The 26,998-nt window shown below is 44.2% G+C and carries 25 protein-coding genes, 3 tRNA genes and 1 pseudogene; 24 read left to right on the plus strand and 5 right to left on the minus strand.

Going from position 1 to position 26,998, the window contains the following annotated elements:
- Positions 1-74 precede the first annotated feature (74 nt).
- The 16 genes from aspS to PN836_RS20100 all read left to right on the plus strand — a co-directional run bounded on the left by aspS (position 75) and on the right by PN836_RS20100 (position 11,839).
- Positions 75-1,871 (plus strand): aspartate--tRNA ligase, encoded by a 1,797-nt coding sequence (aspS, locus tag PN836_RS20025; RefSeq protein WP_395341818.1) that lies wholly within the window; start codon positions 75-77, stop codon positions 1,869-1,871.
- 7 nt (positions 1,872-1,878) lie between these two features.
- Positions 1,879-2,346: a dihydroneopterin triphosphate diphosphatase gene (gene nudB, locus PN836_RS20030; RefSeq protein ID WP_395341819.1), complete on the plus strand. Its 468-nt coding sequence runs from the start codon at positions 1,879-1,881 to the stop codon at positions 2,344-2,346.
- Complete coding sequence (gene ruvC / locus PN836_RS20035) at positions 2,343-2,864, plus strand: crossover junction endodeoxyribonuclease RuvC (RefSeq protein WP_395341821.1); 522 nt, start codon at positions 2,343-2,345, stop codon at positions 2,862-2,864. Before nudB ends, ruvC begins: the two co-directional genes overlap by 4 nt.
- Before the next feature lie 56 nt (positions 2,865-2,920).
- Entirely contained in the window at positions 2,921-3,556 is a 636-nt protein-coding gene (ruvA, locus tag PN836_RS20040; RefSeq protein WP_395341823.1) for a Holliday junction branch migration protein RuvA, read from the plus strand.
- An 88-nt stretch (positions 3,557-3,644) separates the two neighbouring features.
- On the plus strand, positions 3,645-4,649 hold the full coding sequence (gene ruvB, locus PN836_RS20045) for a Holliday junction branch migration DNA helicase RuvB (RefSeq protein WP_395341825.1): 1,005 nt from the start codon (positions 3,645-3,647) through the stop codon (positions 4,647-4,649).
- Between the two features lie 274 nt (positions 4,650-4,923).
- Positions 4,924-5,328: a tol-pal system-associated acyl-CoA thioesterase gene (gene ybgC / locus PN836_RS20050; RefSeq protein ID WP_395341827.1), complete on the plus strand. Its 405-nt coding sequence runs from the start codon at positions 4,924-4,926 to the stop codon at positions 5,326-5,328.
- On the plus strand, positions 5,318-5,998 hold the full coding sequence (gene tolQ, locus PN836_RS20055) for a protein TolQ (RefSeq protein ID WP_395341828.1): 681 nt from the start codon (positions 5,318-5,320) through the stop codon (positions 5,996-5,998). Before ybgC ends, tolQ begins: the two co-directional genes overlap by 11 nt.
- Before the next feature lie 31 nt (positions 5,999-6,029).
- Entirely contained in the window at positions 6,030-6,449 is a 420-nt protein-coding gene (gene tolR / locus PN836_RS20060) for a protein TolR (RefSeq protein ID WP_395341831.1), read from the plus strand.
- A gap of 59 nt (positions 6,450-6,508) precedes the next feature.
- Positions 6,509-7,279, plus strand: a complete 771-nt coding sequence (tolA, locus tag PN836_RS20065; protein WP_395341833.1) for a cell envelope integrity protein TolA — start codon at positions 6,509-6,511, stop codon at positions 7,277-7,279.
- Positions 7,279-8,643 (plus strand): Tol-Pal system beta propeller repeat protein TolB, encoded by a 1,365-nt coding sequence (gene tolB, locus PN836_RS20070; RefSeq protein WP_395341835.1) that lies wholly within the window; start codon positions 7,279-7,281, stop codon positions 8,641-8,643. The genes tolA and tolB overlap by 1 nt, the downstream gene beginning before the upstream one ends.
- Positions 8,644-8,672: 29 nt before the next feature.
- Complete coding sequence (pal, locus tag PN836_RS20075) at positions 8,673-9,248, plus strand: peptidoglycan-associated lipoprotein Pal (RefSeq protein ID WP_395341838.1); 576 nt, start codon at positions 8,673-8,675, stop codon at positions 9,246-9,248.
- 19 nt (positions 9,249-9,267) lie between these two features.
- Entirely contained in the window at positions 9,268-10,143 is an 876-nt protein-coding gene (gene ybgF, locus PN836_RS20080) for a tol-pal system protein YbgF (RefSeq protein ID WP_395341840.1), read from the plus strand.
- Between the two features lie 121 nt (positions 10,144-10,264).
- A tRNA-Lys gene (locus PN836_RS20085) sits at positions 10,265-10,340 on the plus strand.
- Positions 10,341-10,375: 35 nt separating this feature from the next.
- A tRNA-Lys gene (locus PN836_RS20090) sits at positions 10,376-10,451 on the plus strand.
- Between the two features lie 134 nt (positions 10,452-10,585).
- On the plus strand, positions 10,586-11,626 hold the full coding sequence (nadA, locus tag PN836_RS20095) for a quinolinate synthase NadA (RefSeq protein WP_395341842.1): 1,041 nt from the start codon (positions 10,586-10,588) through the stop codon (positions 11,624-11,626).
- Between the two features lie 122 nt (positions 11,627-11,748).
- A tRNA-Ser gene (locus PN836_RS20100) sits at positions 11,749-11,839 on the plus strand.
- A 460-nt stretch (positions 11,840-12,299) separates the two neighbouring features.
- On the opposite strand, the pseudogene PN836_RS20105 reads toward PN836_RS20100, so the two are convergent.
- Positions 12,300-12,431: pseudogene (locus PN836_RS20105) on the minus strand (IS5/IS1182 family transposase); the annotation flags it as partial.
- Between the two features lie 229 nt (positions 12,432-12,660).
- Here PN836_RS20105 and PN836_RS20110 point away from each other — a divergent pair.
- The 3 genes from PN836_RS20110 to PN836_RS20120 all read left to right on the plus strand — a co-directional run bounded on the left by PN836_RS20110 (position 12,661) and on the right by PN836_RS20120 (position 15,066).
- A complete protein-coding gene (locus tag PN836_RS20110; protein ID WP_395341843.1) occupies positions 12,661-13,452 on the plus strand; it encodes a hypothetical protein in 792 nt (263 codons plus the stop codon).
- 550 nt (positions 13,453-14,002) lie between these two features.
- Positions 14,003-14,572, plus strand: a complete 570-nt coding sequence (locus PN836_RS20115; RefSeq protein ID WP_395341846.1) for a type II toxin-antitoxin system MqsA family antitoxin — start codon at positions 14,003-14,005, stop codon at positions 14,570-14,572.
- Entirely contained in the window at positions 14,572-15,066 is a 495-nt protein-coding gene (locus PN836_RS20120; RefSeq protein ID WP_395341847.1) for a hypothetical protein, read from the plus strand. The genes PN836_RS20115 and PN836_RS20120 overlap by 1 nt, the downstream gene beginning before the upstream one ends.
- 127 nt (positions 15,067-15,193) lie before the next feature.
- Here PN836_RS20120 and PN836_RS20125 read toward each other — a convergent pair whose 3' ends face one another.
- Positions 15,194-15,835, minus strand: a complete 642-nt coding sequence (locus PN836_RS20125) for an acetyltransferase (RefSeq protein WP_395341848.1) — start codon at positions 15,833-15,835, stop codon at positions 15,194-15,196.
- A gap of 111 nt (positions 15,836-15,946) precedes the next feature.
- Between PN836_RS20125 and PN836_RS20130 the strand changes: the two genes are divergently transcribed.
- The 4 genes from PN836_RS20130 to PN836_RS20145 all read left to right on the plus strand — a co-directional run bounded on the left by PN836_RS20130 (position 15,947) and on the right by PN836_RS20145 (position 21,885).
- Positions 15,947-16,819, plus strand: coding sequence for a DUF7281 domain-containing protein (locus PN836_RS20130; protein ID WP_395341850.1), 873 nt, complete (start codon positions 15,947-15,949; stop codon positions 16,817-16,819).
- A gap of 64 nt (positions 16,820-16,883) precedes the next feature.
- On the plus strand, positions 16,884-19,769 hold the full coding sequence (locus tag PN836_RS20135; RefSeq protein WP_395341851.1) for a hypothetical protein: 2,886 nt from the start codon (positions 16,884-16,886) through the stop codon (positions 19,767-19,769).
- 24 nt (positions 19,770-19,793) lie between these two features.
- A complete protein-coding gene (locus tag PN836_RS20140) occupies positions 19,794-21,299 on the plus strand; it encodes a hypothetical protein (protein WP_395341852.1) in 1,506 nt (501 codons plus the stop codon).
- Entirely contained in the window at positions 21,292-21,885 is a 594-nt protein-coding gene (locus PN836_RS20145; RefSeq protein WP_395341854.1) for a condensin complex protein MksE, read from the plus strand. The genes PN836_RS20140 and PN836_RS20145 overlap by 8 nt, the downstream gene beginning before the upstream one ends.
- A 173-nt stretch (positions 21,886-22,058) precedes the next feature.
- On the opposite strand, the gene PN836_RS20150 is transcribed toward PN836_RS20145, so the two are convergent.
- The 3 genes from PN836_RS20150 to hrpB all read right to left on the minus strand — a co-directional run bounded on the left by PN836_RS20150 (position 22,059) and on the right by hrpB (position 25,649).
- The gene (locus tag PN836_RS20150) at positions 22,059-22,661 is read right to left on the minus strand and encodes an AAA family ATPase (RefSeq protein WP_395341856.1); all 603 of its coding nucleotides are present in this window, start codon (positions 22,659-22,661) and stop codon (positions 22,059-22,061) included.
- On the minus strand, positions 22,645-23,076 hold the full coding sequence (locus PN836_RS20155) for a TA system antitoxin ParD family protein (RefSeq protein ID WP_395341858.1): 432 nt from the start codon (positions 23,074-23,076) through the stop codon (positions 22,645-22,647). Before PN836_RS20155 ends, PN836_RS20150 begins: the two co-directional genes overlap by 17 nt.
- An 80-nt stretch (positions 23,077-23,156) precedes the next feature.
- Entirely contained in the window at positions 23,157-25,649 is a 2,493-nt protein-coding gene (gene hrpB, locus PN836_RS20160; protein ID WP_395341860.1) for an ATP-dependent helicase HrpB, read from the minus strand.
- Positions 25,650-25,844: 195 nt separating this feature from the next.
- On the opposite strand from hrpB, the gene PN836_RS20165 reads away from it, so the two are divergent.
- Positions 25,845-26,990: a PQQ-dependent sugar dehydrogenase gene (locus PN836_RS20165; protein WP_395341862.1), complete on the plus strand. Its 1,146-nt coding sequence runs from the start codon at positions 25,845-25,847 to the stop codon at positions 26,988-26,990.
- Positions 26,991-26,998: the final 8 nt, after the last annotated feature.

Consider the following 26,998-nt stretch of genomic DNA (forward strand, 5'->3'; position numbering starts at 1 on the left):
AATGCGAGCTTTCATTTATATTTGCGTAAGCTTTCGTTTATAATCCACGCCTTTGAATTTACATGGGCCATCAGATGCGCACAGACTATTGTGGAAGAATAGACAAACAATACATCGACCAAACTGTCACCTTAAAAGGATGGGTGAATAAGCGTCGCGATTTAGGCGGCGTTATTTTTATCGATCTTCGCGACCGCGAGGGCGTTTTGCAGGTGGTGATTGACCCAGATACTGAACAAGCGTTTGCCAATGCCAGCGAGCTTCGCAACGAATTTTGTATTGAAGTAGAGGGGCTTGTCCGAGCGCGCCCAGATAGTCAAATAAACAACGATATGTCTACAGGTCAAGTCGAGGTCTTAGGCAAGCAAGTCACCATTATCAACAGAGCGCCTGCACTTCCACTTGATTGGAATCAAGAAAACTCAGAAGAACAGCGTCTCAAATATCGCTATTTAGACTTACGCCGCCCGCTTATGACAGAGCGTCTTGTATTTAGAAGCAAAGTGACTGGTGCGGTGCGACGTTATTTAGAAGACAACGACTTCTTAGATATTGAAACGCCCATATTAACTGCTGCCACACCCGAAGGAGCGCGCGATTATTTAGTACCAAGTCGAACCCACAAAGGCGAATTTTTCGCACTGCCGCAATCGCCACAGCTGTTCAAGCAACTGCTGATGATGAGTGGAATGGATAAGTATTATCAAATCGTAAAGTGCTTCAGAGACGAAGACTTACGAGCAGATCGCCAACCAGAATTCACGCAAATTGATATTGAAACCTCTTTCTTAGATGCTGATGGCGTAATGGCGATCACCGAAGGACTCATTAGAGATATCTTTCAAAAAATGCTGAGTGTAGATTTAGGCGACTTCCCTCGTATGAGCTACGCCGAGGCCATGCAGCGCTTTGGCAGCGATAAGCCCGATTTGCGTAATCCACTTGAAATCGTAGATGTGGCAGATATTGTCAAAAACATTGAATTTAAAGTGTTCAGCGGACCTGCCAACGATGAAAACGGACGAGTTGCGACAATCTGCGTACCCGGCGGCGCATCACTTTCGCGCAAACAAATAGACCAATATGCCGAATTTGCCGGTATTTATGGTGCAAAAGGCCTCGCGTGGATGAAGGTGAACGAAATTGCAAAGGGCATGGATGGGATCCAATCGCCCGTTCTTAAGTTCTTCGATGCACAAAGTGTAGAAAAATTGCTTAATGCAACAAATGCCAAAGACGGTGATATTCTACTGTTTGGTGCAGATAGCTATCATGTTGTTACCGAAGCACTGGGCGCACTTCGTTTAAAACTCGGCAAAGACTTCGATTTACTGCAAGGTGAGTGGAAACCGCTTTGGGTGGTAGACTTTCCGATGTTCGAAAAAGCAGATGGACAGCTTCACGCTTTGCACCATCCTTTTACTGCACCTCGAGATAGTTCGCTAGAAGCGCTCAAAGAAAGCCCGGAAACTGCGCTTTCTAATGCATATGATATGGTTCTGAACGGCGTCGAACTTGGCGGAGGCTCAGTACGTATTCACGATATGGATATGCAAGCTTTGGTCTTCGAACTTCTCGGTATAGGCGAGCAAGAAGCCCAAGAGAAGTTTGGTTTTTTACTTGAAGCGCTTAAGTATGGTACACCACCGCACGCAGGCCTTGCGTTTGGATTAGACCGATTAGTCATGCTCATGCTCGATGCCGAGTCTATCCGCGATGTTATGGCATTCCCTAAAACGACAACGGCTGCATGCCCGCTAACCGGTGCTCCAGGAAAAGCCAATCCTCAACAGCTGCAAGAACTCGCCATTGCTACGCTCGCTAAGGACGCAAGCACAGCAGAGAAAAACGAGGCTGAGGAAAACCAATAGAGTAAATATGACTTTTAAACTTCCTGAGTCGGTTATGGTTGTGCTGCATACAAAGGTGCAGACAAGCAACTGTGCTCAGGAAAGTGCAGAAAACAGTCAAGTTTTACTTTTACAACGCATGGATGATCCGGATTTTTGGCAGTCTGTTACCGGCACCATGGAGCCAGGGGAGTCGCCCATTCAAACTGCTTATCGGGAAGTGGCTGAAGAAACGGGTATTGAGCTTAGTTTTTCCAATCATGATATTGTTGACTGCCGTTTAGTTAATCAATACCAGATTCGAAAGCAGTGGCGGTATCGTTATGCGCCAGGCACCTCCTTTAATAATGAGCATGTGTTTTGTGCCTGTGTAGATATCAATACGCAGGTAAAACTCACCGAGCATTTAAGCTACGCGTGGATGAGCAAAGAGCAGGCAATGGCCAAAGCTTGGTCGAGCACTAACAGGCGCGCAATAGAGATGTTCGTTCCATGAAAGTTATTCTTGGCATTGATCCTGGCTCGCGAATTACCGGATATGGATTGATTAAGGTGGTCGCCAATAAAGCTGAATACCTTGCAAGTGGCTGCATTCGAGTACAGGATGAAAGCCTGTCAGCCCGATTACACAATGTATTTACCGGCGTGAGCGAAATCATTCGCCAATTTTCGCCAACGGAGTTTGCCATCGAACAAGTATTTATGGCAAAAAATGCAGATTCTGCATTAAAGCTTGGGCAAGCAAGGGGCGCCGCTATTGTGGCGGCTACCAATAAATCTCTGCCTGTTGCCGAGTATTCAGCCCGTCAGATCAAGCAGTCGGTTGTCGGGATTGGGGCAGCCGATAAAACGCAGGTTCAGCACATGGTGACGTATTTGCTCAAGCTCACAAAAACACCTCAAGCAGATGCAGCAGATGCGCTTGCAGTTGCGCTGTGTCACTTGCATACTGAGCAAAGTTTAATTCGCATGTCGGGGCAGGCCAGTAAAACGGTTCGAAAACGCTTGCGATAGCACTCGCTTATGCGCTAACACTAAATAAAATATAACAATAAGAGTTAAACTACGACATGATTGGATTGCTGCGCGGCACACTACTTGAAAAGCTCCCTCCGGATATTTTACTGGATGTAAATGGGGTGGGTTATGAGGTGCAACTGCCCATGACCAGCTTTTATGAGCTTCCAGAGGTTAACCAAGCGGTCACCCTCTTTACGCATTTTGTGGTTCGCGAAGATGCTCAGTTGTTATTTGGCTTTATCACACGCCAAGAGCGCAGCCTTTTTAGAATTCTGATAAAGGCCAATGGAGTTGGCCCTAAGCTAGCGTGTACTATTCTCTCGGGTATGTCAGCGGCCCAGTTCGTGCAAGCGGTTATGTATGAAGATATTACCGCAATGGTTAAAATGCCGGGCGTAGGGAAAAAGACAGCCGAACGCTTGGTAGTAGAGCTTAAAGATAAGTTGAAAGACTTAGATGTGGCGCATGCATCTACGCCAGCGGCTGGTCAAGGCCCGAGTATTGAGTCTGCGCCTAGCGAACAAACGATATTGGCGCCTCAGCTTTCGTCCAAAGAAGAGGCTATTAGTGCATTGGTCGCACTCGGATATAAGCCTGCACAAGCCGAAAAGTCAGTGAAAGGTGTATTTTCAGAGGATGCGAGCAGTGAACAACTTATTCGAGATGCTTTAAAGTCGATGGTTTGATTGATAACACGCATACTTACTGCTTTCGCAATAGTGATGACTGCAAGTGAAAAGCGAAACTCAATAATATTATAAAAGTGCATACAAGATGATTGAAGCGGACAGATTAATACAAGCAAATGAACAAGGTGAAGATGAGGTAGTTGACCGCGCCATTCGCCCTAAAATGCTCGGCGATTATGCCGGGCAAGATCACGTATGCGAACAAATGGAAATATTTATCCAAGCTGCGCGAAAGCGCGAGGATGCACTGGATCATTTGCTTATTTTTGGGCCGCCGGGCTTGGGCAAAACAACGCTGGCAAACATCGTTGCTAATGAAATGGGCGTAAATATCAAAACGACATCGGGGCCGGTGCTTGAAAAAGCAGGGGACTTAGCTGCACTGCTCACCAACTTAGAAGAGAACGACGTTTTATTTATCGATGAAATTCACCGCTTGAGCCCCGTTGTTGAAGAAGTGCTTTATCCGGCAATGGAAGACTACCAGCTTGATATCATGATAGGGGAAGGCCCCGCCGCTCGTTCTATTAAATTAGACTTACCTCCGTTTACATTGGTTGGCGCCACAACGCGCGCAGGCTCACTGACTTCCCCACTAAGAGATAGGTTTGGCATTGTGCAGCGTCTTGAGTTTTACAATGTAAAAGACTTAACCAACATTGTGATTCGAAGCGCAGCTTATCTGAACTTAAATATGCACCAAGAAGGTGCTTTCGAGATAGCCAAGCGCAGTCGTGGCACACCTCGAATAGCGAATAGATTGCTGCGCCGGGTACGCGATTACGCAGAAATTAAAGCAGATGGTGAAATTAGCTCTCAGGTAGCTGCAAGCGCGCTTAATATGCTGGATGTAGATAAGCAAGGTTTTGATTTTATGGATCGAAAACTGCTGCTGGCGATTATTGAGAAGTTTTCAGGTGGCCCCGTTGGGCTTGAGAATGTCGCCGCTGCCATTGGCGAAGAGAAAGAAACAATTGAGGATGTGATTGAACCCTTTTTGATTCAACAAGGCTTTTTGCAACGCACTCCGCGAGGGAGAATAGCGACTGAGCATGCATATTCGCACTTAGGGTTTTCAATTAAAGATTAGGAAAACACGCTTGAAAATAGCGAGCAAAAAAAAAGCCCGCAAAAAATGCGGGCAAAAAATATATCAACGGAAGGGATTCCATGAAACACGAACAAACACAATCGGTTTACTTCGTACTTGCGACGCATTTTACGAATTTTTCAGGGTAGGACAATTGAATAAAATTAGATTTTTCTATTAGAAAAACTAATGCTAGATATAAAATCGAACTTTCCAATCGTTATATATACTTGATATTAGCAATTTTTTAACAAATATAAACGAAAAGTAATACATGAATAAATTTGATATCAATGTGCGGGTGTATTTTGAAGATACCGACGCAGGTGGAATTGTATACCATGCAAACTATTTACGTTACTTCGAACGGGCGCGCTCGGACTGGGTGAGGGCCTTAGGTGGTAACCAAGCGAAGCTGATGGAACAATCAGTCGCTTTTGTCGTCAAAGATCTGAATATGATTTATCATAAAAGCGCTAAGTTAGATGAGCTCTTAACAGTTAGCTGTGAGCCCATTACAATAAAGCGTGTGAGCTTGTTATTTAAACAAGCCGTGTATAACAATAATAATGAATGTTTGGTTGAGGCTACGGTGAAGGTTGGGTGTATTAATCCAATCACAAAATCACCAAGTCGAATTCCAGACGACCTGTTGAGGGAAATGCGCCGTGAGCAGTGATATGTCCATTGTCAGCCTAGTGCTGGCTGCTAGTATTCCAGTTCAATTTATCATGCTATTGCTTTTAGGCATGTCAATTAGCAGCTGGGCCTATATATTCCAAAGAAATTCCGCCATAAAATCTGCATTGTCAGAGCTTCGAGAATTTGAAGACACTTTTTGGTCGGGTGCAGACTTAAACAGTTTGTACAACGAGCTTTCTCAGCGCGAAAACCTATTCGGCGCTTCCTTAATCTTTTGTTCTGGTTTTAAAGAGTATGTTCGCTTGCGTAAAACCTCAGGTGTGACGCCAGAAGCCATCACTGACGGTTCATACCGAGCGATGCGCGTGGCCATGTCGCGCGAAGTCGATGAGCTTGAGACGCGCCTTCCCTATTTAGCTACCGTAGGTTCTATCTCTCCCTACATTGGATTATTGGGCACGGTTTACGGGATCATGACAGCCTTTATTGCGCTGGGGCAAGTGAAACAAGCCACCTTACAGATGGTAGCGCCGGGCATTGCCGAGGCACTGATTGCAACGGCAATAGGCCTATTTGCTGCTATTCCGGCGTATGTCGCGTACAACCGTTTTATGGCAAAAGTTGAGAAACTCGAAAACGCCTACGGTAACTTTATGGAAGAGTTTTCCGCCATTCTCACTCGCCAAAGCTTAGCTAGCAGAGCTTAGCCAGCAATAAACCATAAGCTGAGGATAGATTATGTACCAAAGACGCAGACGTCGCCCGGTATCAGAGATGAATGTAGTACCTTATATAGACGTAATGCTCGTTTTGCTCATCATATTTATGGCAACCGCTTCGGTCATTGCGCAGGGTGTAAAAGTCGACTTACCCAAAGCCCAAGCGCAAACGCTTGAGACTGAAGAAGAAAGCATCATGATTGTCTCGATTGACGAGCAAGGGCAATATTATCTTAACGTGGGCGACAACCCAGATTCGCCAATGGGCGCTAACGAGATTGCGTCCATTGTAAAAACACGTCTAGGCGTTGACCCTACAATTCCCGTGGTTGTAAATGGTGACAGAAGCATAAGCTACGAAAAGGTTATTGATATGATGGTGTTATTGCAAGGCTCAGGTGCAGCATCGGTGGGTCTGATGACCGACCCAAATAGCTAAGCTGTGAAAGACAGCTCACGAACAATAACGCATGAAAGAAAGCTGATGAAAGCAAGCTTATGAAAGAAAACAAGGCAATGGCAATATCTGCAGGTATTCACATAGTACTGATTGTGCTGTTGTTGGTGTCTGTCGATTTTAAACCAAAGCCGACCGTGAGTTTTGCTTCTGCCGCGCAGCCCATACAGGCCAGATTTATTGATGCACAAGCGATTGCAGACAGACAAGCCGAGCAACAGCGCCAGCAACAGGCTGAAGCACAGGCACGTCAGCAAGCATTGCAGCGTAAGCGAGACCAAGAACAGCGCGCCGCAGCAGAGCGAGAAAAACGTCGCATAGCAAAAGCTGCCGAGGAGAAAAAACAAGCTGAAGAGCAGCGCGAAGCGAAAGAACGAGAACGTCAGCGCACGCTTGAAGAGCAAAGAAAGCGCGAGCAAGAAATGCAGCAAAGGCTCGCAGAAGAAAAACAGAAGCAAGCAGAATTTGAAAAGCAGCTTGCTGATCAACTTGCACAAGAACAGCAGGTGCTCAGTGCAGCGAATCAAAGGCGCGTAATGAGCGAGGTCGAAAAGTATCAAGCGCTGATTCAACAAACCATTATGCAAAACCTCTTTGATATCGAGAGTTTTCGTGGAAAAAGCTGTCGCTTAAATGTTCGCCTTTCTCAAAGTGGTTTAGTGATTGATGTGCGCATCTTAGATGGTGATGATGCGTTGTGTAGAGCTTCGCAAGCGGCCGTATTGAGACCAGCAACGCTGCCTGTTTCGAGTGATCCTGCCGTGTTCGCTGAGATTAGAGATTTAAACATTACTGTAATACCGGAGATATAATGATTTATAAGCGTTTGTTACATGCGTGCCTGCTAATATCGCTAGTATGTTGCGCGAGTTTTGCGCAAGCGAAGTTGGAAATCGTGATCACTGAGGGCGTCAACAATGCTCGTCCCATTGGCGTTGTGCCATTTAGATGGAACGGTGATACCGTTTTACCTGAAAATATCTCCGACGTGATCACAAACAACCTACTGCGCAGTGGTAAGTTTAATCCCATCGCCATGAGCGAGATGCCGCAGTTCCCAACGCGAGACGATGAAATCAACTACGATGCATGGGCCGCGCAAGGCATCGATACCATTTTGGTTGGAAACATTGAGGACAGTGGAGCAGGCCAATACGAAGTATCTTTTGAGCTGGTGGATATTCTTAAAGCTCAAAATACGGGCGGGCAGGCGCAATCACTGCAAAATGGCCAGTTAGTATCTCGTTCAGACCATATTGTTGAATCGCGTAAAAAAATCATTAATGCGAGTGACTTTCGTCAATATGCACACATTATTAGTGACATTGTGTATGAATCGTTAACAGGAGAACGTGGCGCATTTTTAACTCGCATTGCTTATGTGATTGTTCGCGACAGAAATACCAATGACTTACCTTATCAACTCGTGATTGCTGATTATGACGGTGCAAATGAAACGCGTTTGCTATCGTCTCCTGAGCCTTTAATGTCGCCGTCATGGTCGCCGGATGGAAATAAGATTGCCTACGTGTCGTTTGAAAACAAGAAGTCGCAAATCTTTATTCAAGATATTTATACGACTCAACGCCAAATGATCACTGATTTTCCCGGCATTAATGGCTCGCCAATATTTTCACCCGACGGCAAAAAGCTTGCTATGGTGCTGTCTAAAGACGGTAATCCAGAGATATATGTGATGGACTTAGCCAGTCGTCAGCTAGAAAGAATTACGCGAAATCGAGCTATCGATACTGAACCAAGCTGGTCGCCTGATGGTAAAAGCCTTATCTTTAGTTCAGAACGGGGTGGAAAACCTCAGATTTATCAAGTAAATTTAGACACTAAGCGCTCACGCAGGCTTACTTTTGAAGGGGAAATGAACCTTGGTGCCGCAATTACGCCAGATAACCAGAATTTAGTTGTCGTAAATCGGACGCAAGGCGATTACCATATTGCACGTCAAAATCTGCAAAATGGTAATATGTTAGTATTGACTCGGACATATTTGGATGAGTCGCCAAGCATCGCGCCAAACGGTAGCATGATTATCTATAGCACGATGCATGAAGGTGAACAGGTGTTATCACTCGTATCGCTGGATGGTCGGTTTAAAGCGCTTTTACCTGCTGCAGATGGACAGGTAAAATCGCCAAGTTGGTCACCATTTTTATTATAATAATTGAGTACATTTTTTAAGGATTTAGCATGCTTACTAACAACAAACTTAGAACGCTACTAATTGCGCTGCCGGCTATTACATTGATGGCTTGTTCATCTGGCCCAACCGATGAAGAACTTGAAGCGGAACGAAATCGTGTTGCTGCAGAACAACAAGCGCAAGCAGATAGAGATGCTGCTGCGGCTGAACGTCAACAAGCGGAGGCTGAAGCCGCTGCTGCCGCAGAACTTCAACGTGCTAGAGATATGTTGGCAAATGAAAAGGCAGAGTTAGAATTACAGCAAACCGTTTTCTTTGACTTTGACCGCTCAAGCATCAAATCAGAATTCTTCCCAGTACTGCGTAGACACGCAGAGTTCTTAGTTAGAAATCCTAATCAAAATGTTGTGATTGAGGGTCATACCGACAGTCGCGGTACCCCTGAGTACAACATTGCACTGGGCGAGCGCCGTGCTAAAGCGGTTGAAACCTTCCTGCAAAATGAAGGTGTATCTGGTCGCCAAATTGAAGTGGTTTCTTACGGTGAAGAAAAGCCTGCGGTTATGGGTAGCTCTGAGTATGCATTTGCGCAAAATCGTCGCGCAGTTGTAGTGTATCAGTAAACCTTAAATCGAGTTGTTGATGAATAGATTGATGCTTAGAGACAGTGAGTCGAACAGTAAAGTGAAAAGCGCTTCGTTCAAGTTGGTGACGGGTGTGATTGCTTGCTGCTCATTGACCGGATATAGCTTTGCGCAGGCGCCAGTTATTGATGTAAACACCAGCAGTCAAAGTGTGTTGCAAAGCGCTGGCACTCCTTCATCAGGCGATCTTGAAGCACGTCTTGCGGTGATTGAGCGCATTGTTGAATCGCGCTCAAACACTCAACAGCGTATGCAGCAGCAACTTGATATGCTGCAATCTGACGTAGACAGCATTCGCGGCTCTATTGAGCTTCATAATCATCAGCTCGAGAAAATCTTAGAACGCCAGCGCGAGCTATTTTTAGAGCTCGACAGGCGTTTTGAAAATTTACAGGTGCAAAGTGCAGGCGTTGGAAGCAATATTGCTTCTGCAGGCGGTACGCCTTCTGCACAGTCGGGTTCAACCAGCAACACACCGACTGTTTCTGTGCCGGTTACAATGGGCGAACAAGACGCTTATCAAAATGCGGTCAATCTCATTCTGCAAGAGCAAGATTATGAAAGAGCCGTTCCTGCTTTTGAAAACTTTTTAAGCCAGTACCCAAATTCAGACCTTACCGATAATGCACATTATTGGTTGGGGCAACTGTTGTATAACAGCCAGGATTGGGATGGGGCGAAAGAGCAGTTTGCGCAAGTTGCTGACAAGTTTGCAAACTCACCTAAACGTGCTGATTCTTTGCTCAAGCTTGGCATGATTGCAAAAACTCAAGGTGATGCGAATTTAGCGCGACAGTATTTCGAAAAGGTCATTGCTGAGTACCCAAATACCACGCCAGCACGACTCTCTAACGAGCAATTGGCGCAAGGCTAAATGGGCGACAATTGCCTCGTTAATTATTTTACCCAGTTAAATCATAAAAATAGCGATTAAAAGCTTGCACCAAGGTTCTATTTAAGTATTATATGCGCCCGTTGCGGCAGTAAGTAAAGATGGGTCGTTAGCTCAGCTGGTAGAGCAGTTGACTTTTAATCAATTGGTCGCTGGTTCGAATCCAGCACGACCCACCATCCTTTCTCGCAGCGCTCAAAAAACCAATCTTTGTGGGTCGTTAGCTCAGCTGGTAGAGCAGTTGACTTTTAATCAATTGGTCGCTGGTTCGAATCCAGCACGACCCACCACCTTTTCTTATTTCTCCGATTTTTGCTTGTTTTTTGGTTCGTTAGGGCAGTTTTTCTGATTTATTTACAAATCAATGAACTTTTCAAGATGAGCGCGTATAATACTCTAACGTTTTTACTACACACTCGTTCACATGACAGTAGCAGAGCGCATTGCGCCGATTTCATTTCCCTTTCCTGAGAAGCCTAAAAAGCTTAGTGCTGATCGCACACAAGTCTTGCGTGAGCAGATTAAGCGTTTGTTAAAAGAGCAAAACGCAACGCTCGTGGCGCATTACTATACTGACCCCGTAATCCAAGCATTAGCTGAAGAAACAGGTGGATGCGTGTCTGATTCGCTCGAAATGGCGCGCTTTGGGCGTGACCATAGTGCTCAAAGCCTTGTGGTGGCGGGCGTAAAGTTTATGGGCGAGACGGCAAAGATTTTAAGCCCTGAGAAAAAGGTGATAATGCCCACGCTTGAGGCAACCTGTTCACTTGATTTAGGTTGTCCTGAGAAAGCGTTTACCGAGTTTTGTGATGAGCACCCGGATCGCACAGTGGTAGTGTATGCCAATACTTCAGCTGCGGTTAAAGCGCGTGCAGATTGGGTCGTGACCTCTTCAATCGCCTTGGAAATAATTGAACACTTAGACAGTGAAGGCAAAAAGATCATATGGGGCCCAGACAGACACTTGGGCGCGTATATTCAAAAACAAACCGGCGCCGACATGCTGATGTGGAACGGTGAATGTATTGTGCACGATGAGTTTTCGGCGCAAGCGCTTAAAACAGCCAAGCACCTACATCCCGACGCGGCGGTATTGGTGCATCCGGAATCACCCGCAAGCGTCGTGGATATGGCCGATGCTGTTGGCAGTACATCACAGCTTATTAAAGCCGCTCAAAGCATGTCTAACGACACATTCATTGTGGCGACAGACAAAGGCATCTTTTACAAAATGCAGCAGCTAGCGCCGAATAAAACGCTTATAGAAGCTCCCACGGCAGGCAATGGCGCAACGTGCAAAAGCTGTGCAAACTGTCCGTGGATGGCAATGAACGGCTTAGAAGCCATGCATAAGGCATTGCTCAATGCCTCAGGTAAAGAAATTTTTGTGGACGAAAGTTTGCGCGCGAGGGCAATGATTCCGCTCAATCGTATGTTGGATTTTTCGGCAAGTTTAAAGGCTTAAGCCTAAATATGGTTTTGAGCAAGTGACGCCAAGCGATAATCAAAGCTTGAATAGCAGCGCACTTTTCCCTAACATACGCGCTCGCTAAATATTGTATTTTGGTTTTTGCATAGTAAAGCATCGGAGAGATGGCTGAGTGGCTGAAGGCGCACGCCTGGAAAGTGTGTAAGGGTTTATAGCCCTTCGAGGGTTCGAATCCCTCTCTCTCCGCCATAAAATTTTAAAAGCCCCGTATTTAGGGGCTTGTGAGTATCTAAATCTTATCAAAGAGAATCACTCTGTCACAACTTTACAAAAGGCTGACAGAGCAAGATGCAAAAAACACATTCTACTTGTCTATATAAATTCAAAAACTCATCTAACTATTTTTTTCCGGTTCCGCGCGGGAATTTTTAATCAAACGACATAAATTATCATTTTGATCGAGCATCGAGACGATAGGGCCCTATTTATTTAACCAATCTGCAAGGACATTTTCTAATTTACATACTAGGACACTATGTTTATTAGGCTCTCGCATAAGCCTTTCAATATTCCGTAACTTCCATTTAATTGCTGGTGAGTTTGCGATTGATGGCTCGTCAAAGAGAGTCCAATGAGGAGCCCCACGCTTGAATGAGAGTAGAAACTCCGCGTCTCGATTATCAAAATGAGATTGGAGTGCCATTAGCATACCCGTTCGCATCCGGTACAAAATACCTTCAAGTGTCATTCGGTGTTCAGGCTTATTGTAAATTCGACCTGTTAAATACATGATTCTGGATAGCAGTTTCCAGCTATCATCTGTTAGCATAAGTCTCGGCATTTGGGGAAGTTAAATTGTTTTTTGGCGAAATCATTATAACCGACCCAATTGCTGATTACTTTTCATACTGCAAAGATCAACACGCTCTAACCCACTCAATGCGAATTTTAACAGAAAAGAATTTCAAGCACTTTGGAATCAAATTAACAAAAGGGCGGTTTATAAGGTCGACTTTGAATCTCAAGAGCTGATTAATAACGCTATTTCTGCCATCAATAAAGAGCTCACCGTGACTGAAATTACCTATCGTATAGAATCGGGTGAAATGAATAGTGGGTTATCAGACGATACACTTAGAGACGGGAAGGGCTTTATTATTAGGGAAAGCTTTGATGATAAAACCAGCGGTAGCGTGCACTCTAGGGTTGAATATGATCTCTTGGGTAAAATTGGCGAAGCAACCGTTCTTACGCGTAAAACGGTGGCGGCCATATTAACGGGTATAGAAGACTACAAATTCGGCTTATTCAAAAAGAACCCTGAGCAGTTCATATCAGAAGTTTCTCGCCTTATTAAGGAACAAAAGGCCAGTATCATTATTAACAAACTCAGTTACGATGAGACCGATCAAAGCTTCGATTCTGATATATTTACGGCATCACAAAGCAAACAAGACTTCAGTAACGCCACAGAGCCACTCAAGCGCCACATATACGACTATGTCATTACCGACTCCAAGGTCGAAAAGGCTTTTGCTGAAAAGTTAGATGTAAGCGATGAGGTAGTTGTATACGCAAAATTACCGGGTGGTTTCTTTATCCCCACCCCCGTGGGCGACTACAACCCTGATTGGGCAATCTCCTTCAAAGAAGGTGCCGTAAAGCATGTATATTTTATTGCCGAAACGAAAGGGTCAATGTCGAGCTTAGATTTGCGCGGGATTGAGGGTAAGAAAATTGACTGCGCTCGAAAGTTCTTTGAAAAGCTGGAAGCGGCCAATGCAGGTGAAAAGGTCAAATATGATGTCGTTACGGATTACGACAAGCTTATGACTGCAGTGGGGAAGCCTGCAACTGTTTAAATTAACCAAATATGAGTTTATATATTTGAAACATAGTCAATTTTTGATCTTTATATCAATAATTCAGAAAATGATAACGAAGTAAAACTTGAAAAATGGAGTAGACTTACCATAATGGTAAATGATAGGATTCTCAGCCGTTTTAGTGACAGTCCTCCCGCCAAGTGGAATGACGACAAGGACCGAGCTATTCAAAACGGGCCACTATATGGCACTGATGACGTTAATGCGTTGATTGACGATGCCGATAAAATAAGGACTATGACAAGAAGGTGTATCAACGATACACAAACGTTAGGCCTAGACACCGAGGGGCTCAAGGATCTAATTAGGAGTGCTTTGAGGCGAGGTAGGTATATCAACTCAGTCTGGTGTCGTATTAACGACAAGTCGATTGCGGCATGCGATGCGTATGAAATCGTTCGAAGTGAATGTGTACCTGCGACGAGAAACGAAATGGAATTCAATTATTACTTGAAGTTTGCAATAAATAGTCAGGGCAAACTTCTATTGATGGTGTCATGCCATCTTTCAAATTAGGAGATGTAACATGAGAAAGCAGTCAATGTTGTGCGACTTATGTGGGGAAGGAATCTTAGAAGAAAAACAGGGTACAAACAAAGTTGAATACAAATCAGCTACAAAAGATTTGATAGTTGATTTTTGTGAATGTAACGAGTGCGGAGTAGAGACGGCTTTGCCTGTGCAGACGCGTAATAACAAACGCAGAATGATAGCGTTTAAGAAAGAAGTAGATGGCTTGTTAACGGGTGCCGAGGTTAAAAAGTACCGAGAAGCGCTAAAACTTAAGCAGTCTGAGGCGGCAAAGGTATTTGGTGGCGGAGTTGTAGCGTTCTCTAAATACGAAAACGATGATGTGATGCAGTCAGATGCTATGGACAAATTGATCCGTGTCGCCTTCGCTTCGCCAGAAGCATACAAGCTTTTGCTCGCTAATGCGTCAATCAATATCAGTACGAATGTCGTGTATCCAGTGGAGTGGCGCGCAGTGCCAAAAGAAGATAGCGGTAAAACGTTTAGCATTGATTCGATAGTAAACGATTCAATGAATATTCCAACAATCAACCCTAGCCAAGCTGATTGGAGAGATTGTCAATAATGTTAACTGAAGGATTACAGAAGGCCATCGAAAATTTGTTTATTAAGGACGTAGCCTTTGATCTTATTAATGCATCTAAATTCGGTAAAGAGTTTAATTTTGTAGAGGGTAACTTTCATATCCAGCAGAAGTTTGGTTTAAAATCATTAGAAGTCAAAGAACTAGATGATCAACGCATGGCTCATTTCACCTTCGAAGCCGGTGTTAGGTGGATATCAGATGAAAATTCACACGACGATGGCTCAGATGAGCTATCTGATAAAGAATTAGATATTATTGCTCACGTTGAATGCACAATCACGGCTATCTACGCACTTAAAATTGAATTGGATAAGGAAGCCTTAGATGAGTTTGGTATGAAGAACAGTGGCATTCATGTTTGGCCATACTGGCGTGAGTTTTTAACGACAAGCTGCGACAGGTTAAGACTGCCAAGAGTTATGCTGCCAATGACTCAGTTTCAGGCGGTGCCTGAGCAAAAAGACGAAGATTAAGCGCTGCGTTACCACTTATTAGTGACAAATTATGCCATATAAATGCCGCATTAAATTCAAACCAGCGGCTCACCGTAAGATCTTCAAAATTGTTTCCTACCCTTAACTGATTACTTGCTTGTTGTCGTTACTTTCGCCCCAATTTGCTGACCGGATTTCCAATATAAACTCCCTCTTCATCTATGTTTTTGACAACAATGCCGCCCATTCCTATGGTTACGTCGTTACAAATTTTGATCCCTTGTCGCACGGATGAATTTGTTCCCAAATACACGTAATCGCCAAATTCGCAATTCCCACTGATATTAGTTGCTGGTGCGGTCGTGAAATAGTCACCAATGGTACAATCGTGTCCAATGGTTGTATGTAAGTTTATATGTGCGTGCTTACCAATATTGATATTACAGGTCAAAACTGCTCCTGCTGTAATAATACTTCCTTGCCCAACTTCAACCCATTGTGAAATTACTGCACTTGGATGAACAATTGAGGTGAATTCCGTTTCTGGTGGTAAAGCTTCAACCACTTTTTTCCGCGTTTTTGGGTCGCCTATTGCCACTACTACTTTAAAACTTTGAGGAACAAACTCATTTTTCTTAATGACAGGGATGCCCATCAAAGTTGATTCTTCGCAGGAGCCATCTTCATCTAAAAAAACAACGGCGTCTTCAATTTTTAATGCTGTATTGGACATTACATCAATCAGGCAGGTTAGCGTTTCCCTACCAAATCCGCTCGTTCCGACGATACAAAATTTCTTTTTTTCCATACTTTTCTATGGTTTGCTTAACTCTTCAGCATGTTAAGGTATTTTATGTTTATAGTATAGTTGCTACCTAGCGCAGAGCGAAACATCGCTCGTACAAGTGGATTTAGCTTTATGTCACTTTATCAAATTCTTTACACTATCAGTCAAGGCAAGCCTATAAACCTTGGTTCTTTGCACAAAGCACTGCCGAGCAATATCAATCCGCAAGATATATTTGGCAACAATGAGATGGTAGCAAAAAACAGATACAGAGTAGATGTCATTGACCAATCACGTTTTAATGACTTGCTGGCTCAAAGCAAGGCACCTACTACTCGAAGAGAGGCTGCCAGCCATGCTTTGCAGTCTAGTCACTATAAAGCTTGCGACTCGGCTTATATGCTTTGTTTTCCAGTAGGCGCAGAACACACAAAGGAGTTGGGGCACAATTATGAGCTTGCGCAAGGCCATGACAGCTTAATAACAGATGATGAAGCACAAGCACCGAGGCAATTATTATCTGTGGCAAGCGTTCGCTCTAAAGCATTGCCCATGCAATTCACATCGGCCAAATATGCGGTTTTAATTGAAAATCAAGACTGCTTTTTTGATTGGCAATTATTAATGCGGCACTTTGGTACGAGTGTAAATGTGAGTGAATGCGATATATATTTTGCAGGCGGAAAACGCATTCTCAATCCAGCGCTTGCGGTATTTCTAAAGCAATATAAAAGGCTTTATTGTGCATTTGACTACGACTTGGATGGCTTGAAAATGGCAAAAAGCATAATCTCAAAACGATATGCCACCACGCAGGTACTTATTCCAGATAGACTTCTTGAGCTTTGCAACTTGTTTACTTTCAAGCCTTCAAGCACCGCGATTTTTGTTGAGGCACTAAAACAGTGTGACGACATGAACTTGGCTGAGTTAAGTGAGGTAATTCGTTCAACACAACATTTCATGGAACAAGAAGCTTTGCTAAGTGTGTTAGAGCCTTCATAATGTCGCGCTGTGGTAGCGACTTGATTGCTGACAATGCGCGGAATTAAGAAATAAAGGATGATTAATGAGTAATTTGTTTATAGGCGTAAAACGGATTGTTGCGGTTGACTCCAGTGAGTTTGCTTACGCTGAACTAGAGGTCGATGAGCACAGCATGCTGGTTGCTCAGGGCAATGTCGGTAAATCAAGCTTAATTAATGCCATTCGTTTGTTCTTTTTACCTGAATGCTCCTTAGCAAAGCAGGCTGTAAATTTTGGGTTTTCAGATAGTCACGGTGAATTTTATAGTGCAGAGGAAACCTTTAACCACTACTTCCCAAGCAAGTATTCTTTTCTAATTTTGGAGTACGAAAAGCGCGTTTACGATGGCCCGCATTGTTGCCAAATTATTTCTGCCTCACAAACGGGTAGATTAAAAATTGAGCGCATGTTTACGCAACTCCCTTTTGCTCAGCTACGACCTTTGTTTTGGCAGGAAGGTGACGACGCAGACGGCATTGGTCAGCGTGTAGACAGTTTATCGAAACAGCGAATATATGACTTCATCCAAAAGCATGATAAGCGCTATGAAATCGCAAAAGAGCCAAACAAGGTTGCAGCTATTATTTACGAAAGTGAGCTGCAAGCCAGCCGCTACACGCTTTTTCCATTGCGTGAGCGCAATACGCAAACGATTAACAGCTTAAGGGCTTTAATTAAGCTCTTGTTTGTTGCCTCAGGAAAAAACAAAAAGCCTTTTACGGATGCGATCGCCAATATCATCGAAAGCGCTAAAAAGACCAGTCAAGATCAGTTGGGCTTTGATATTGCCCAATTTAAAGCGCAGCATGAGAGCCTCAAACTACAAGAAAATCAGCTCAATAAAATCATCAACGAAGAGAAGCTATACCTTAAAATATTAAAAGATCGCGAGGATTTCACGGCTTATTTAGCAATGCTAGGTGATGTAAAGCCTGGCTTAATATGGTTGCAAAACGGTCTTGACAAATTGCAGCAAGAGCTCAGTGAGCATGCCAATAAGAATGGTCAAGCTCAGAGTGCTTTTGAGATTGCAAATAAAGCGCTCACTGACCTAGAAGGCGACTTAAAAAGTGAAAAACGAAAACAGCGCGATATAAGCAAGGATCTAAAACAATTTGAGCAAACCACCCAGACTGTTGCTCGGATTAAGCATGAGTTTCCTGGGCAGAGTGTCGAATTCATCCAGCAATCAATCCAAGACGATTTGGATGAGAAACAACATGAGCTCGATATCGTTGAGGGCAGGGTAGCGCGCGATGAGGCCATTGCCAGTCTTGAAACCAAGCTTACTCAGCTATGTGCACGGCGCGACAAGCTAAGGTTTGCCATAGACAAAAACGAATTTAGCTTAGAGGCGCAGTTGCCTAAAAACCAAGTAGATTGGCTGCACAGCATTCATCCTGCGCTTGCAAACGCTAATGCAGGGCATGAGTTAAGTGAACAAGAGCGTACGGTGTTTGAGCAATTTTTTAGCCTGTTTGAATCTCATCCGTCGCACTTTGCATTTTACGATCGCCGTGTCGAATTTAAGGCGTTTATGAGGGTCAATCGCGAAGCCGAGTTAGAAAAACTGACTCAAGAAATTGAGAGTGTTGAAAAGCAGCTTAAAGAAATATCAGGAGATGCACCAAGCGCGCTGCATCAAGAGCAATCGATTAAACAGCTCCAACAGCAAATTCTCCTCAATATAAAAGACCTGGAAGCCTTAAGTAATGATGACTATGCCCAAAGGCGTGTATCTGAACTTGTTAAGGATGCGGACATCACAAACTCCAGTATTGAAGCTTTGGAGTACTCCATTGCTGCGGCGCTGAAAAAGTGTGAAACAGCACGTGCAAAACGTGAGTCAATAAAAGCACAGTACAGTCAGTGCAAGGAGAGTATTGCACAACACAGCGCATTGCTAAAACAGTTGAAGTCATTCGCCTCTACCAATAACAAATGGTTAGTGCTATTGCCCGATGATCAAGAATTGTCTGGCTACATTAACGAAAACACGCTTGAGTTGTTTCAAACAAGCGCAAGTCATTTGGAACAGTTGCAATACGCCTTGCTAAGCCAGTTACGGTCATTTATTGATGCAAACATTATTGATGATAAACACGGTATAAAAGGCGACGCCCCTTTTTGGCACGAAATCAGCAAATGCGTTGACGACGTGTCTGAAGTGTATGGTAACTTGGATACCCAACGTTCGTTACTCGGACGGCAAATTGAAGAGCACAACCACACTATTGGCACAAAAAAAGAAATCATTGTGCAAAACTTCAAAATCATCAAAGCGTTTGAGAAAGAAATCAATCAGGCCTTTGCTGGTATCACAATCAATAACGTGGAATCTGTTGAATTTGAAGTGGGAATTAACAAGCAGTTTTCATCTTTGGTGAATGAGTTTGCCGAAACCAACTTATACAGCAATCAGATGCAGTCTGACGACTTCTATCAACGTTTGGTGGCCTTTGCTGAGCGCTTCTTTGATAAGGATGATAATTTCACGCTTACGATGGATCGGGTCATTGACTCTTTTGAGCCGCGCGTGCAGTTAAAAAACAAGCGAGGCAGAGAGGATAAAAAGCAAAGTAACTCTACTAATGCCTTGATTAAAATTAAGCTAGTGCAGTTGCTCCTAAAACGTTTGATTGCACATAACTGCGATACCTCGTTGCCAATAGTACACGATGAAATTGCCAACATCGATATTGGCCAATTCGATTGGTGGCTAAACGATTTAGCTGAATCTGGGTTTAAGCTAATGGCTGCAGGCACCCATTCAACGAGTGCTGAGCTACAGGCAAAAATTGGGCGCCGACATGTAATGGATGCACTGACGACCGCCTTGCCGTATCACGCAGAGCGAAATCGTGTGTATTGGAAAGGGGCTGAAACCTTTACTTCACTCGAAACTGGTGAACAAGCAGAGTTAATATGAATCGGTTTACGATAAGCAATGCATTTGGGCAACACTAAGATGTCGGCAAACCTGCATACCCAAATCTATAACCAGAGCGAGCTTAAGCAACTTGGTACGGTTGAGACGCTGAGCGTTATTCTTGAGCACCGAAAAATCATGTCAGACTGCATCAAGGAGATGGATGCAAGTGGGGTAAATTACATTACCGAACAAGCGGTATTTCAGCGCGTTAAAGCCTACACAGAGCTGGTAAAGCCAGAGCTTAAACGGCGTCTGCGCATTGCCTTTTCGACTAATAATCTCATGCAAGCACACATTGTGATGGATGTGGATAAGAGTCAAGGTGAGCATCGCTTATATTTTCAAAGTTCGGTGTTAGATGTTGTTAGGCTGTGTGATGTCTCGCTATATAAGAAGCTGACTGACGTTCAATTGCAGACCCACCTTGCTTTTCTGAATCAAGCATTTCAACAAATGTCATCCGGTAGTTTGAACTTCATCGATAATGACGATGACTTTGTTGAGTACATCGACAATCTATTTATGAATATTGGGCGCTTGCTTAGCGACATTCGCCAAAACGTGGTAAAGATGCAATCGCTTGGTAAAGAGCTAGAGAAGCTTACCGCTAAGAGCGTAAAGGCCGATATTGACACACATCAGTACATAGAGGCAAAGCAGCACTGGCTAGATGAGATAGTCAAGCTTTACGAGCGTCATATTTTGCCCGTGCTGCTGTTCCTAAATCCTGATACAAGCTATGAGGGTATGGATGGATTACACTCGATATTGTCGAAAATTAGTACGGTACTTGAAAACAACATGCAAACGCAATTGGCCAACAGTTGTCAAGCGTATGCGCTAAGCCTGCTTAATTTTTATCAACCCATTGAAAGCACTGCTAATGCGGTAAATCGTTTTATCCATAAACAGCGCGACAGTATTAAACGTTTTAATGCCATTGAGCACTTTTATCAAAGCCGAGTGATAGCAGAGCTACAAAAAACGCAGAGCCACAATCTAAACAAAAAACTTTTGAGCGATGAAGCAATAGTATTGCCACATTTTTCACCCAGCATAAAAGCATTCAGCCGGCCTATGGGCTATGCATTTAATGACTCTCCAGCGTATTATAAAAACTTGTTTAATGAGCTGGAAGCTCGCATTCAAGACATTGACGTGCTGGGTGATTTGAGTGCGGTAATTTCGCAAGGCAGCAACGATAATGCCTCTGAGCTGCGGCTTCAGCGTTTTTATGCGCTACAAAATGTATTGTCTACCATCACCCTGCGCGACACCAAGGACCTAACCAAGATGTTGCACCAGCGATTGAAAGATGACTTTCCAGACTATCGTTTATTTGACTTGATTTCTGCTGTTCAGTTTTTTGCCAACAAGCGGGCGGCGGTGCATCTAAAACATACCAATCATTTTGCATCGGCCCAATACAATGATCAGGAATATCAATACCGAAAAGTTCGCTGCGAGATACCAAAGCAGCCATCTGCATCACAAACAAAGATAAACGAGGGCACACAGCATGACTGAGCGATACCCTGAATCTTCACAGTTAAGCTTTTCAAATTTAAATCAGCATATTAGCGCTCGTATCTATCAACGCTTTACGCAGGGCAAAATCATTCCCAAACTCGGTTACGATAAGCTTAAATCGAGCAGCTTTGAAGATAAGGACTATACCTACCTGTTTCGATATGTAGACGAATTTTCGTTATTGTATCGTTTAATTGGCAAGCAGCTGGAGCATAACCCTCAGGGAGAGTTTTTTTATATCAGCAGTGCATCCGACAATGATGAGGATGAGGCCGATGAGCACGCGCTAAAAACACAATCCATTTTACTTGTGCTGGCGCGTCATTTTGAGATGTCCGGCCGCAGTATCGATAATCTTAGTGTCGATTCACTTGGCTTTAACGATGAAGACATTGCAGAGCTTGCAGCAAACGACGAATACAGCGCAATATGCAAAGCGCTTAAAATAGCGAGTTGGCCCAAAGCGATTGAGTATTTGGTAAATAGAGGCTTTGCCTTTGAAACCAGCAGCAACCATTACTTTTTATCAAGCGCAGGTAAGGCGTTTTGTGAGTCGGTTATTGAGGCTTATGATAATAAGTGAGCGAGTACTTCTTTGAATAGCGATGCTGCTGTTTCACAGCTAAGGTATCTAAAATACCATCTCACTATTTAGTATGATAGTGCTGAGTCATAAAGCCGAAAAAAAGCTACGATACGCGAAAGTAATTGACTGGGCTAAACGCTTTCCTCGAAACTGATTGTAAACGTCTTTTCCTAATCAAAAAAATCGACCTGTGTATAGTGCATACCGATACAATCATGCACCCACTTTGGTAGCAAGGGCATTTGATGCAAAGTGCGGTCAGGCATCAGCACCGCCACGCGTGAAAAGGGGTGCAAGGCACTACTATTATCAAAAAAGGATACCGAATCGCAAATTGGAACTGCGCGAGTTACGTTTTTCAGCATACGGGGGATGCGCTCAGTCACTTTGGTGTCGGGAACCGTATGCCCGCCATGTTTTTTACGATTCTTTATTCGGGCAATATTAACACTTGGGTCGCTGCCTATATGAATAACAAATAGATTAATAGAGTAGCCATAGGCTTTTGCTAATCCAATAAAATCCACCTTCGAAACGTGTGAAAAAACAGTTTCGAAACAAAAGCTCAAACCATTCGCTAAAAATAGCTTGCGTTTTTCTTCAATTTCGCTGGCAGCTTCGTAGCTATGCTGTTCAGGATCATCCGGCCATTTTTCTTTTGCCAGCTCATCTGCATTTAAAAAGGGAAGTCCACGTTTTGCAAGAAAGCGATAATAAAAAGTACTTTTGCCGCTACCATTCCCGCCTACAATAATATTAAGCTCTTTTGGCAAGCGTTTGCTTCCTTAAGGGTTTAAATTCGCCATCCACAAAACTCCCAGTCTTGACGGTACCGTCAGGGAGATGCGCCTCTAAAATACCGCCACCCTCTGGCGTGGGAGAATAAAGTGTTTGGCCTTGCTTGAGAAGTTCCTTTGATAGTCGGCCAGACTGACTATCAGCCTCTACTTCATTGGCAAGCGCAAGCACATCGAGCGCTGCATGGTCAGGTATTTCTACCTTTAGCTCGCCTATGCCAGTCATGATTTGAATCGTTTGGGCGGGCGTTAATTCAGCACTCACTCGCTTCCCCAACTCAGCCCAGTATTCAATCTGCTGGGCGGTTGAGCGATTTTGCAGAGCCGACATAGTCTTCGCTGCATCAACAAGATCAGCGTTTAATCGCATTGGACTTGTATGTTTTGCCATCAAAAGAACCTTCTACTGGATAGCGAGAGTATAAATTGTAGCAATATGCTACATAAATACAACTAGGATGCACTATACACCTAGCTCATTCGCTTTTTCGTCATCGAAGTAGCCGGCGCATTTATCGGCTCATCTGGCCAAAAATGCTTCGGATAACGCCCTTTCATTTCTTTTTGTATTTCGCGATAGCTACCCTTGAAAAAGCTCACGATGTCTTGCGTTACCTGAAGCGGTCGTTGGGCCGGAGATAGCAATTCTATTGTGAGAGGAAGCCTGCCACTTAACAGCGTCGGGTGTTCATTTAAACCATAAAACTCTTGCATTCGCGCTGAAATTTTAGCGCTACCGTCGACGCTATAGTTAATATTCACTTTACGTCCAGTAGGAATGCTGAAAGATTCCGGTAAGGCCGCGTTTAAGGCCTGTTGTTGCGGATAACTGAGCATCTGATAAACAAGCTGATAAAAGCCTAAGCCACAAAGCTGCTGCCAGGTATGCTTATTATCTAGAAAGGGCAGTAACCATTCGTCTATTGTTTGTTCAAGCCTCTTCAGGCTCAAATCAAAAAGGCCTTCGCTAGGTTTATTTTTATTCAGAATGGCTGAGCGAACTAGCAGTTGCTCAAGCCGCTCGCCTAGGGGGATTTCATCAATTCCTTTTTGCAGAATATGGGTTTTCCAGGCCTGAGCCAACGCCTCGTTCGAGGGCTTTTGTATTGCGCTTGAGCTTATCAATAGTTTCTGAAAATAACGGTTTTTAGTGGCGCGTACTCTGTGTTTTTGTGCGTCCCACGTCACTTGCTCCTCATCAAAAAACAGCGCTTCGAAATGATGCACGATGTTTTCATAAGGCAAAGGCTCTGCATAGCGAATAATGGCATTCGCGCTCAAACTGCTGGGCGTATCGATTAAGTGCATGTGTCCTATAGCAAGCCACTTAGCGTCACTTGTTTGCATCTGGCTGAGCATATCGTCATCATGATGTAGACTTGCTCCGCTGCCGTTAGCAAGAGCAAAGCGTCCTTCTCCTTTGTGTTTCGCAATCCAATGGACAAAGCCAAGCGCGAGCACCAGCGATGATTCTTCCAGCGACCATGTTGCTTGTTTTATCCCCAGCTTTTTGTGCCAATGCTTTATCGCTTGCCAAATGGGATGTTGTCGGTTTTCTAATAAAAAACGCAAACGTAAGGCAATAGAAACGTTGTTGCTGTTCTTAATTGGGTCTTTATTTTCGAGCAGCGCAGCAATGGCGCAGGCCATACTCTGATGCGCAGGACTTAGCATTGCGCTTTTGTGCAGCATAATCGCAATATTGATATCTGCGCCAATTTTATGAATGGCACTGCCTACAGGTGTGAGTTTTTCACCTTTATCAACAACACCTGCGTGCTGCAGTTTTTCCATAGCATGAGATTGCTGAGCCTTACTGGGTGGGTCAATTAATGCAAGTTCGTTTATATTGCTGCCCCAAACGCTCGCTTCGAGTACCAGCGAGGATATGTCTGATTGCAAAATCTCCGGTGTGGACTGCCGCGCCAATCGATGTGTTAAGTCTTTTGACCACATGCGATAACAGGTACCAGGCATCAAACGTCCAGCGCGTCCCGCTCTTTGTATAGCAGAGGCCTGCGAAATTTTTTGCAGCTTAAGCAGACTTAAATCGCGCTTTAAGTCAAATACGGCGGTCTTTTCCAGCCCACTGTCAACAACAACCTCTATACCTTCGATGGTTAAACTGGTTTCGGCGATGTTTGTCGCCAGCACGACTTTTTGCCGTCCTTCAGGACTTGGCAAAATCGCTTTTTGCTGCTCGTCTTTTTTCAAATCAGCAAATAAGGGGAGTACGTCTACGTGGGTGGGCAGTTTTGCAGTTAGCAATTGTGCGCATTGCTTAATTTCACGTGCACCGGGTAAGAATATGAGCCAATCCTTGCTGTGATTTTCAAAGCGTTCTAGCACTATTTTGCAGGCGTCATTGGCAATGGTTTTCGCGTTACAAGCGCCGTGGTACTCAATGTTTACTTCATGCTGCTTGCCCTCACTTTTAAGAAGGGGGGCCTTTGGCATAAATTTGCCAAGCGCTTCTACATCCAATGTGGCTGACATTACAAGCAGCTTTAAGTCATCTCTTAAAGCTTGCTGCACCTCCAGACAAAGCGCAAGCGAAAAGTCTGCGTGTAAATTGCGTTCATGAAACTCGTCAAAAATAATAAGACTCACCCCTGGCAACTCAGGGTTTGCTTGCAACATGCGCGTCAATACCCCTTCTGTGACAATTTCAAGCCTTGTATCAACGCTTACTTTGCTCTCTCCTCGCACTCTGTAACCCACCGTTTTTCCTAGCGGCTCGTTCAACTGCTGCGCCAAAAACAGTGCAATATTGCGCGCAGCGATTCTTCGCGGTTGCAACATAATGATTTTTGCATCGTTAAATAAGGGTAGAGTAAGTAAAAACAGCGGTAAGCCGGTTGATTTTCCCGCTCCGGGAGGGGCTACTACTATGGCATTGCCAACGCTCAGTTGCTGCTTTAATGCGGTGAAAATATCTTCGATGGGTAGTGTGCTGTTGTTCATTGCCTCAAAGATCCCTGCATCTGGCTTGCCATTTTTTGCCTATTATAAACAGGATTCAGGTTATTATAGTCAGCATTTTCATTGAAAGGGTATGACTAAGTGTTTACCTCTATCAAGAGGATGAACAACATTAGCGCTAAATACGTATCATTAATAATTGTTATTCGAATACAACAGGAAATTAAAAGGTTAGCTATGTTAAACAATGTCTTAAAAACGACAGTTCTTTTATCCGCGATGGGCATGAGTGCATGTTTCGCTAATCCGATTGCGTCAGTACCCATTGAAGCGAGTGCGGCAGACGATGCTTATGAACTTGTAAAAATCACAGACGGTGTAGAGGTGCCTTGGGGCATGGTGTGGCTTAGTGAAACTGAGCTATTGGTAACCGACCGCAACGGCACGCTGCACATGATAAGCGACGGTAACTTGCTAGAGCAAAAGATTTCAGGCGTGCCCAAAGTGGATGCGCGCAACCAAGGGGGGTTGCTGGATATTGAGAAGCACCCCAACTACGCATCGAACGGTTGGTTATACATTGCTTATTCTGGATTCGAAGGCGAAGAGAAGGGGAGCAATACCTCACTGGTTCGCGCCAAGCTCGATAAAGAAAATATGGCCTTAAGTGACGTAGAGCTGCTGTTTGATGCTTCACCCAACACCGACAACACACGACATTTTGGTGCCCGCATTGAATTTGATAATGAAGGTTTTTTGTACTTAAGCATTGGCGACAGAGGTGAGCGTGATGTCAACCCTCAGCGCTTAGACAGAGACGCCGGTAAGGTCCATAGACTAAACGACGACGGCAGCATTCCACAAGACAACCCGTTTGTGGGCAATGAGCAGGCAAATGCTTCCATATATTCATACGGGCATAGAAATCCGCAAGGCATGGCCAAACATCCAGAAACGGGTGGCATATGGACGCATGAGCATGGCCCTCGCGGCGGTGATGAAATTAACCTTGTGAAAAAGTCAGTCAATTACGGTTGGCCAGTGATTTCGTATGGCATCAATTACAGCGGCACAAGTTTTACCGACATTACTGAAAAAAGCGGCATGGCACAGCCAAACTGGCAGTGGACACCTTCAATTGCGCCCTCAGGCATGGTGTTTGTGACAGGTGAGCGATATCCGCAGTGGCAAGGCGACATGTTGGTAGGCTCTCTTAAATTTGCGCAAGTGGTGCATGTAGACATGGATGGCGAAAAAATTGAAGGTCACAGCAAGCTCTTTGAAGGAATCGGGCGAGTGAGAAGTTTGAGCATGAGTCCAGACGGGTATTTGTATATCGGTACTGATGCAAACGGCATATACAAAGTGATGCCGAAAGCTTAAATCAGCGT

The sequence above is a fragment of the Ningiella algicola genome (assembly GCF_028401415.2).
In the GTDB taxonomy this organism is placed as follows: domain Bacteria; phylum Pseudomonadota; class Gammaproteobacteria; order Enterobacterales; family Alteromonadaceae; genus Glaciecola.

Excerpts from the sequence above, each read along its gene's own strand:
- aspS (WP_395341818.1), top strand. The coding sequence starts at position 75 with ATGCGCACAGACTATTGTGGAAGAATAGACAAACAATACATCGACCAA.
- nudB (WP_395341819.1), top strand. The coding sequence starts at position 1,879 with ATGACTTTTAAACTTCCTGAGTCGGTTATGGTTGTGCTGCATACAAAG.
- PN836_RS20120 (WP_395341847.1), top strand. The coding sequence starts at position 14,572 with ATGTTAACTGAAGGATTACAGAAGGCCATCGAAAATTTGTTTATTAAG.
- ruvA (WP_395341823.1), top strand. The coding sequence starts at position 2,921 with ATGATTGGATTGCTGCGCGGCACACTACTTGAAAAGCTCCCTCCGGAT.
- nadA (WP_395341842.1), top strand. The coding sequence starts at position 10,586 with ATGACAGTAGCAGAGCGCATTGCGCCGATTTCATTTCCCTTTCCTGAG.
- hrpB (WP_395341860.1), bottom strand. The coding sequence starts at position 25,649 with ATGAACAACAGCACACTACCCATCGAAGATATTTTCACCGCATTAAAG.
- tolB (WP_395341835.1), top strand. The coding sequence starts at position 7,279 with ATGATTTATAAGCGTTTGTTACATGCGTGCCTGCTAATATCGCTAGTA.
- PN836_RS20155 (WP_395341858.1), bottom strand. The coding sequence starts at position 23,076 with ATGGCAAAACATACAAGTCCAATGCGATTAAACGCTGATCTTGTTGAT.
- ybgC (WP_395341827.1), top strand. The coding sequence starts at position 4,924 with ATGAATAAATTTGATATCAATGTGCGGGTGTATTTTGAAGATACCGAC.
- ruvC (WP_395341821.1), top strand. The coding sequence starts at position 2,343 with ATGAAAGTTATTCTTGGCATTGATCCTGGCTCGCGAATTACCGGATAT.
- PN836_RS20145 (WP_395341854.1), top strand. The coding sequence starts at position 21,292 with ATGACTGAGCGATACCCTGAATCTTCACAGTTAAGCTTTTCAAATTTA.
- PN836_RS20135 (WP_395341851.1), top strand. The coding sequence starts at position 16,884 with ATGAGTAATTTGTTTATAGGCGTAAAACGGATTGTTGCGGTTGACTCC.
- tolA (WP_395341833.1), top strand. The coding sequence starts at position 6,509 with ATGAAAGAAAACAAGGCAATGGCAATATCTGCAGGTATTCACATAGTA.
- PN836_RS20115 (WP_395341846.1), top strand. The coding sequence starts at position 14,003 with ATGAGAAAGCAGTCAATGTTGTGCGACTTATGTGGGGAAGGAATCTTA.
- PN836_RS20130 (WP_395341850.1), top strand. The coding sequence starts at position 15,947 with ATGTCACTTTATCAAATTCTTTACACTATCAGTCAAGGCAAGCCTATA.
- ybgF (WP_395341840.1), top strand. The coding sequence starts at position 9,268 with ATGAATAGATTGATGCTTAGAGACAGTGAGTCGAACAGTAAAGTGAAA.
- pal (WP_395341838.1), top strand. The coding sequence starts at position 8,673 with ATGCTTACTAACAACAAACTTAGAACGCTACTAATTGCGCTGCCGGCT.
- PN836_RS20165 (WP_395341862.1), top strand. The coding sequence starts at position 25,845 with ATGTTAAACAATGTCTTAAAAACGACAGTTCTTTTATCCGCGATGGGC.
- tolR (WP_395341831.1), top strand. The coding sequence starts at position 6,030 with ATGTACCAAAGACGCAGACGTCGCCCGGTATCAGAGATGAATGTAGTA.
- ruvB (WP_395341825.1), top strand. The coding sequence starts at position 3,645 with ATGATTGAAGCGGACAGATTAATACAAGCAAATGAACAAGGTGAAGAT.
- PN836_RS20125 (WP_395341848.1), bottom strand. The coding sequence starts at position 15,835 with ATGGAAAAAAAGAAATTTTGTATCGTCGGAACGAGCGGATTTGGTAGG.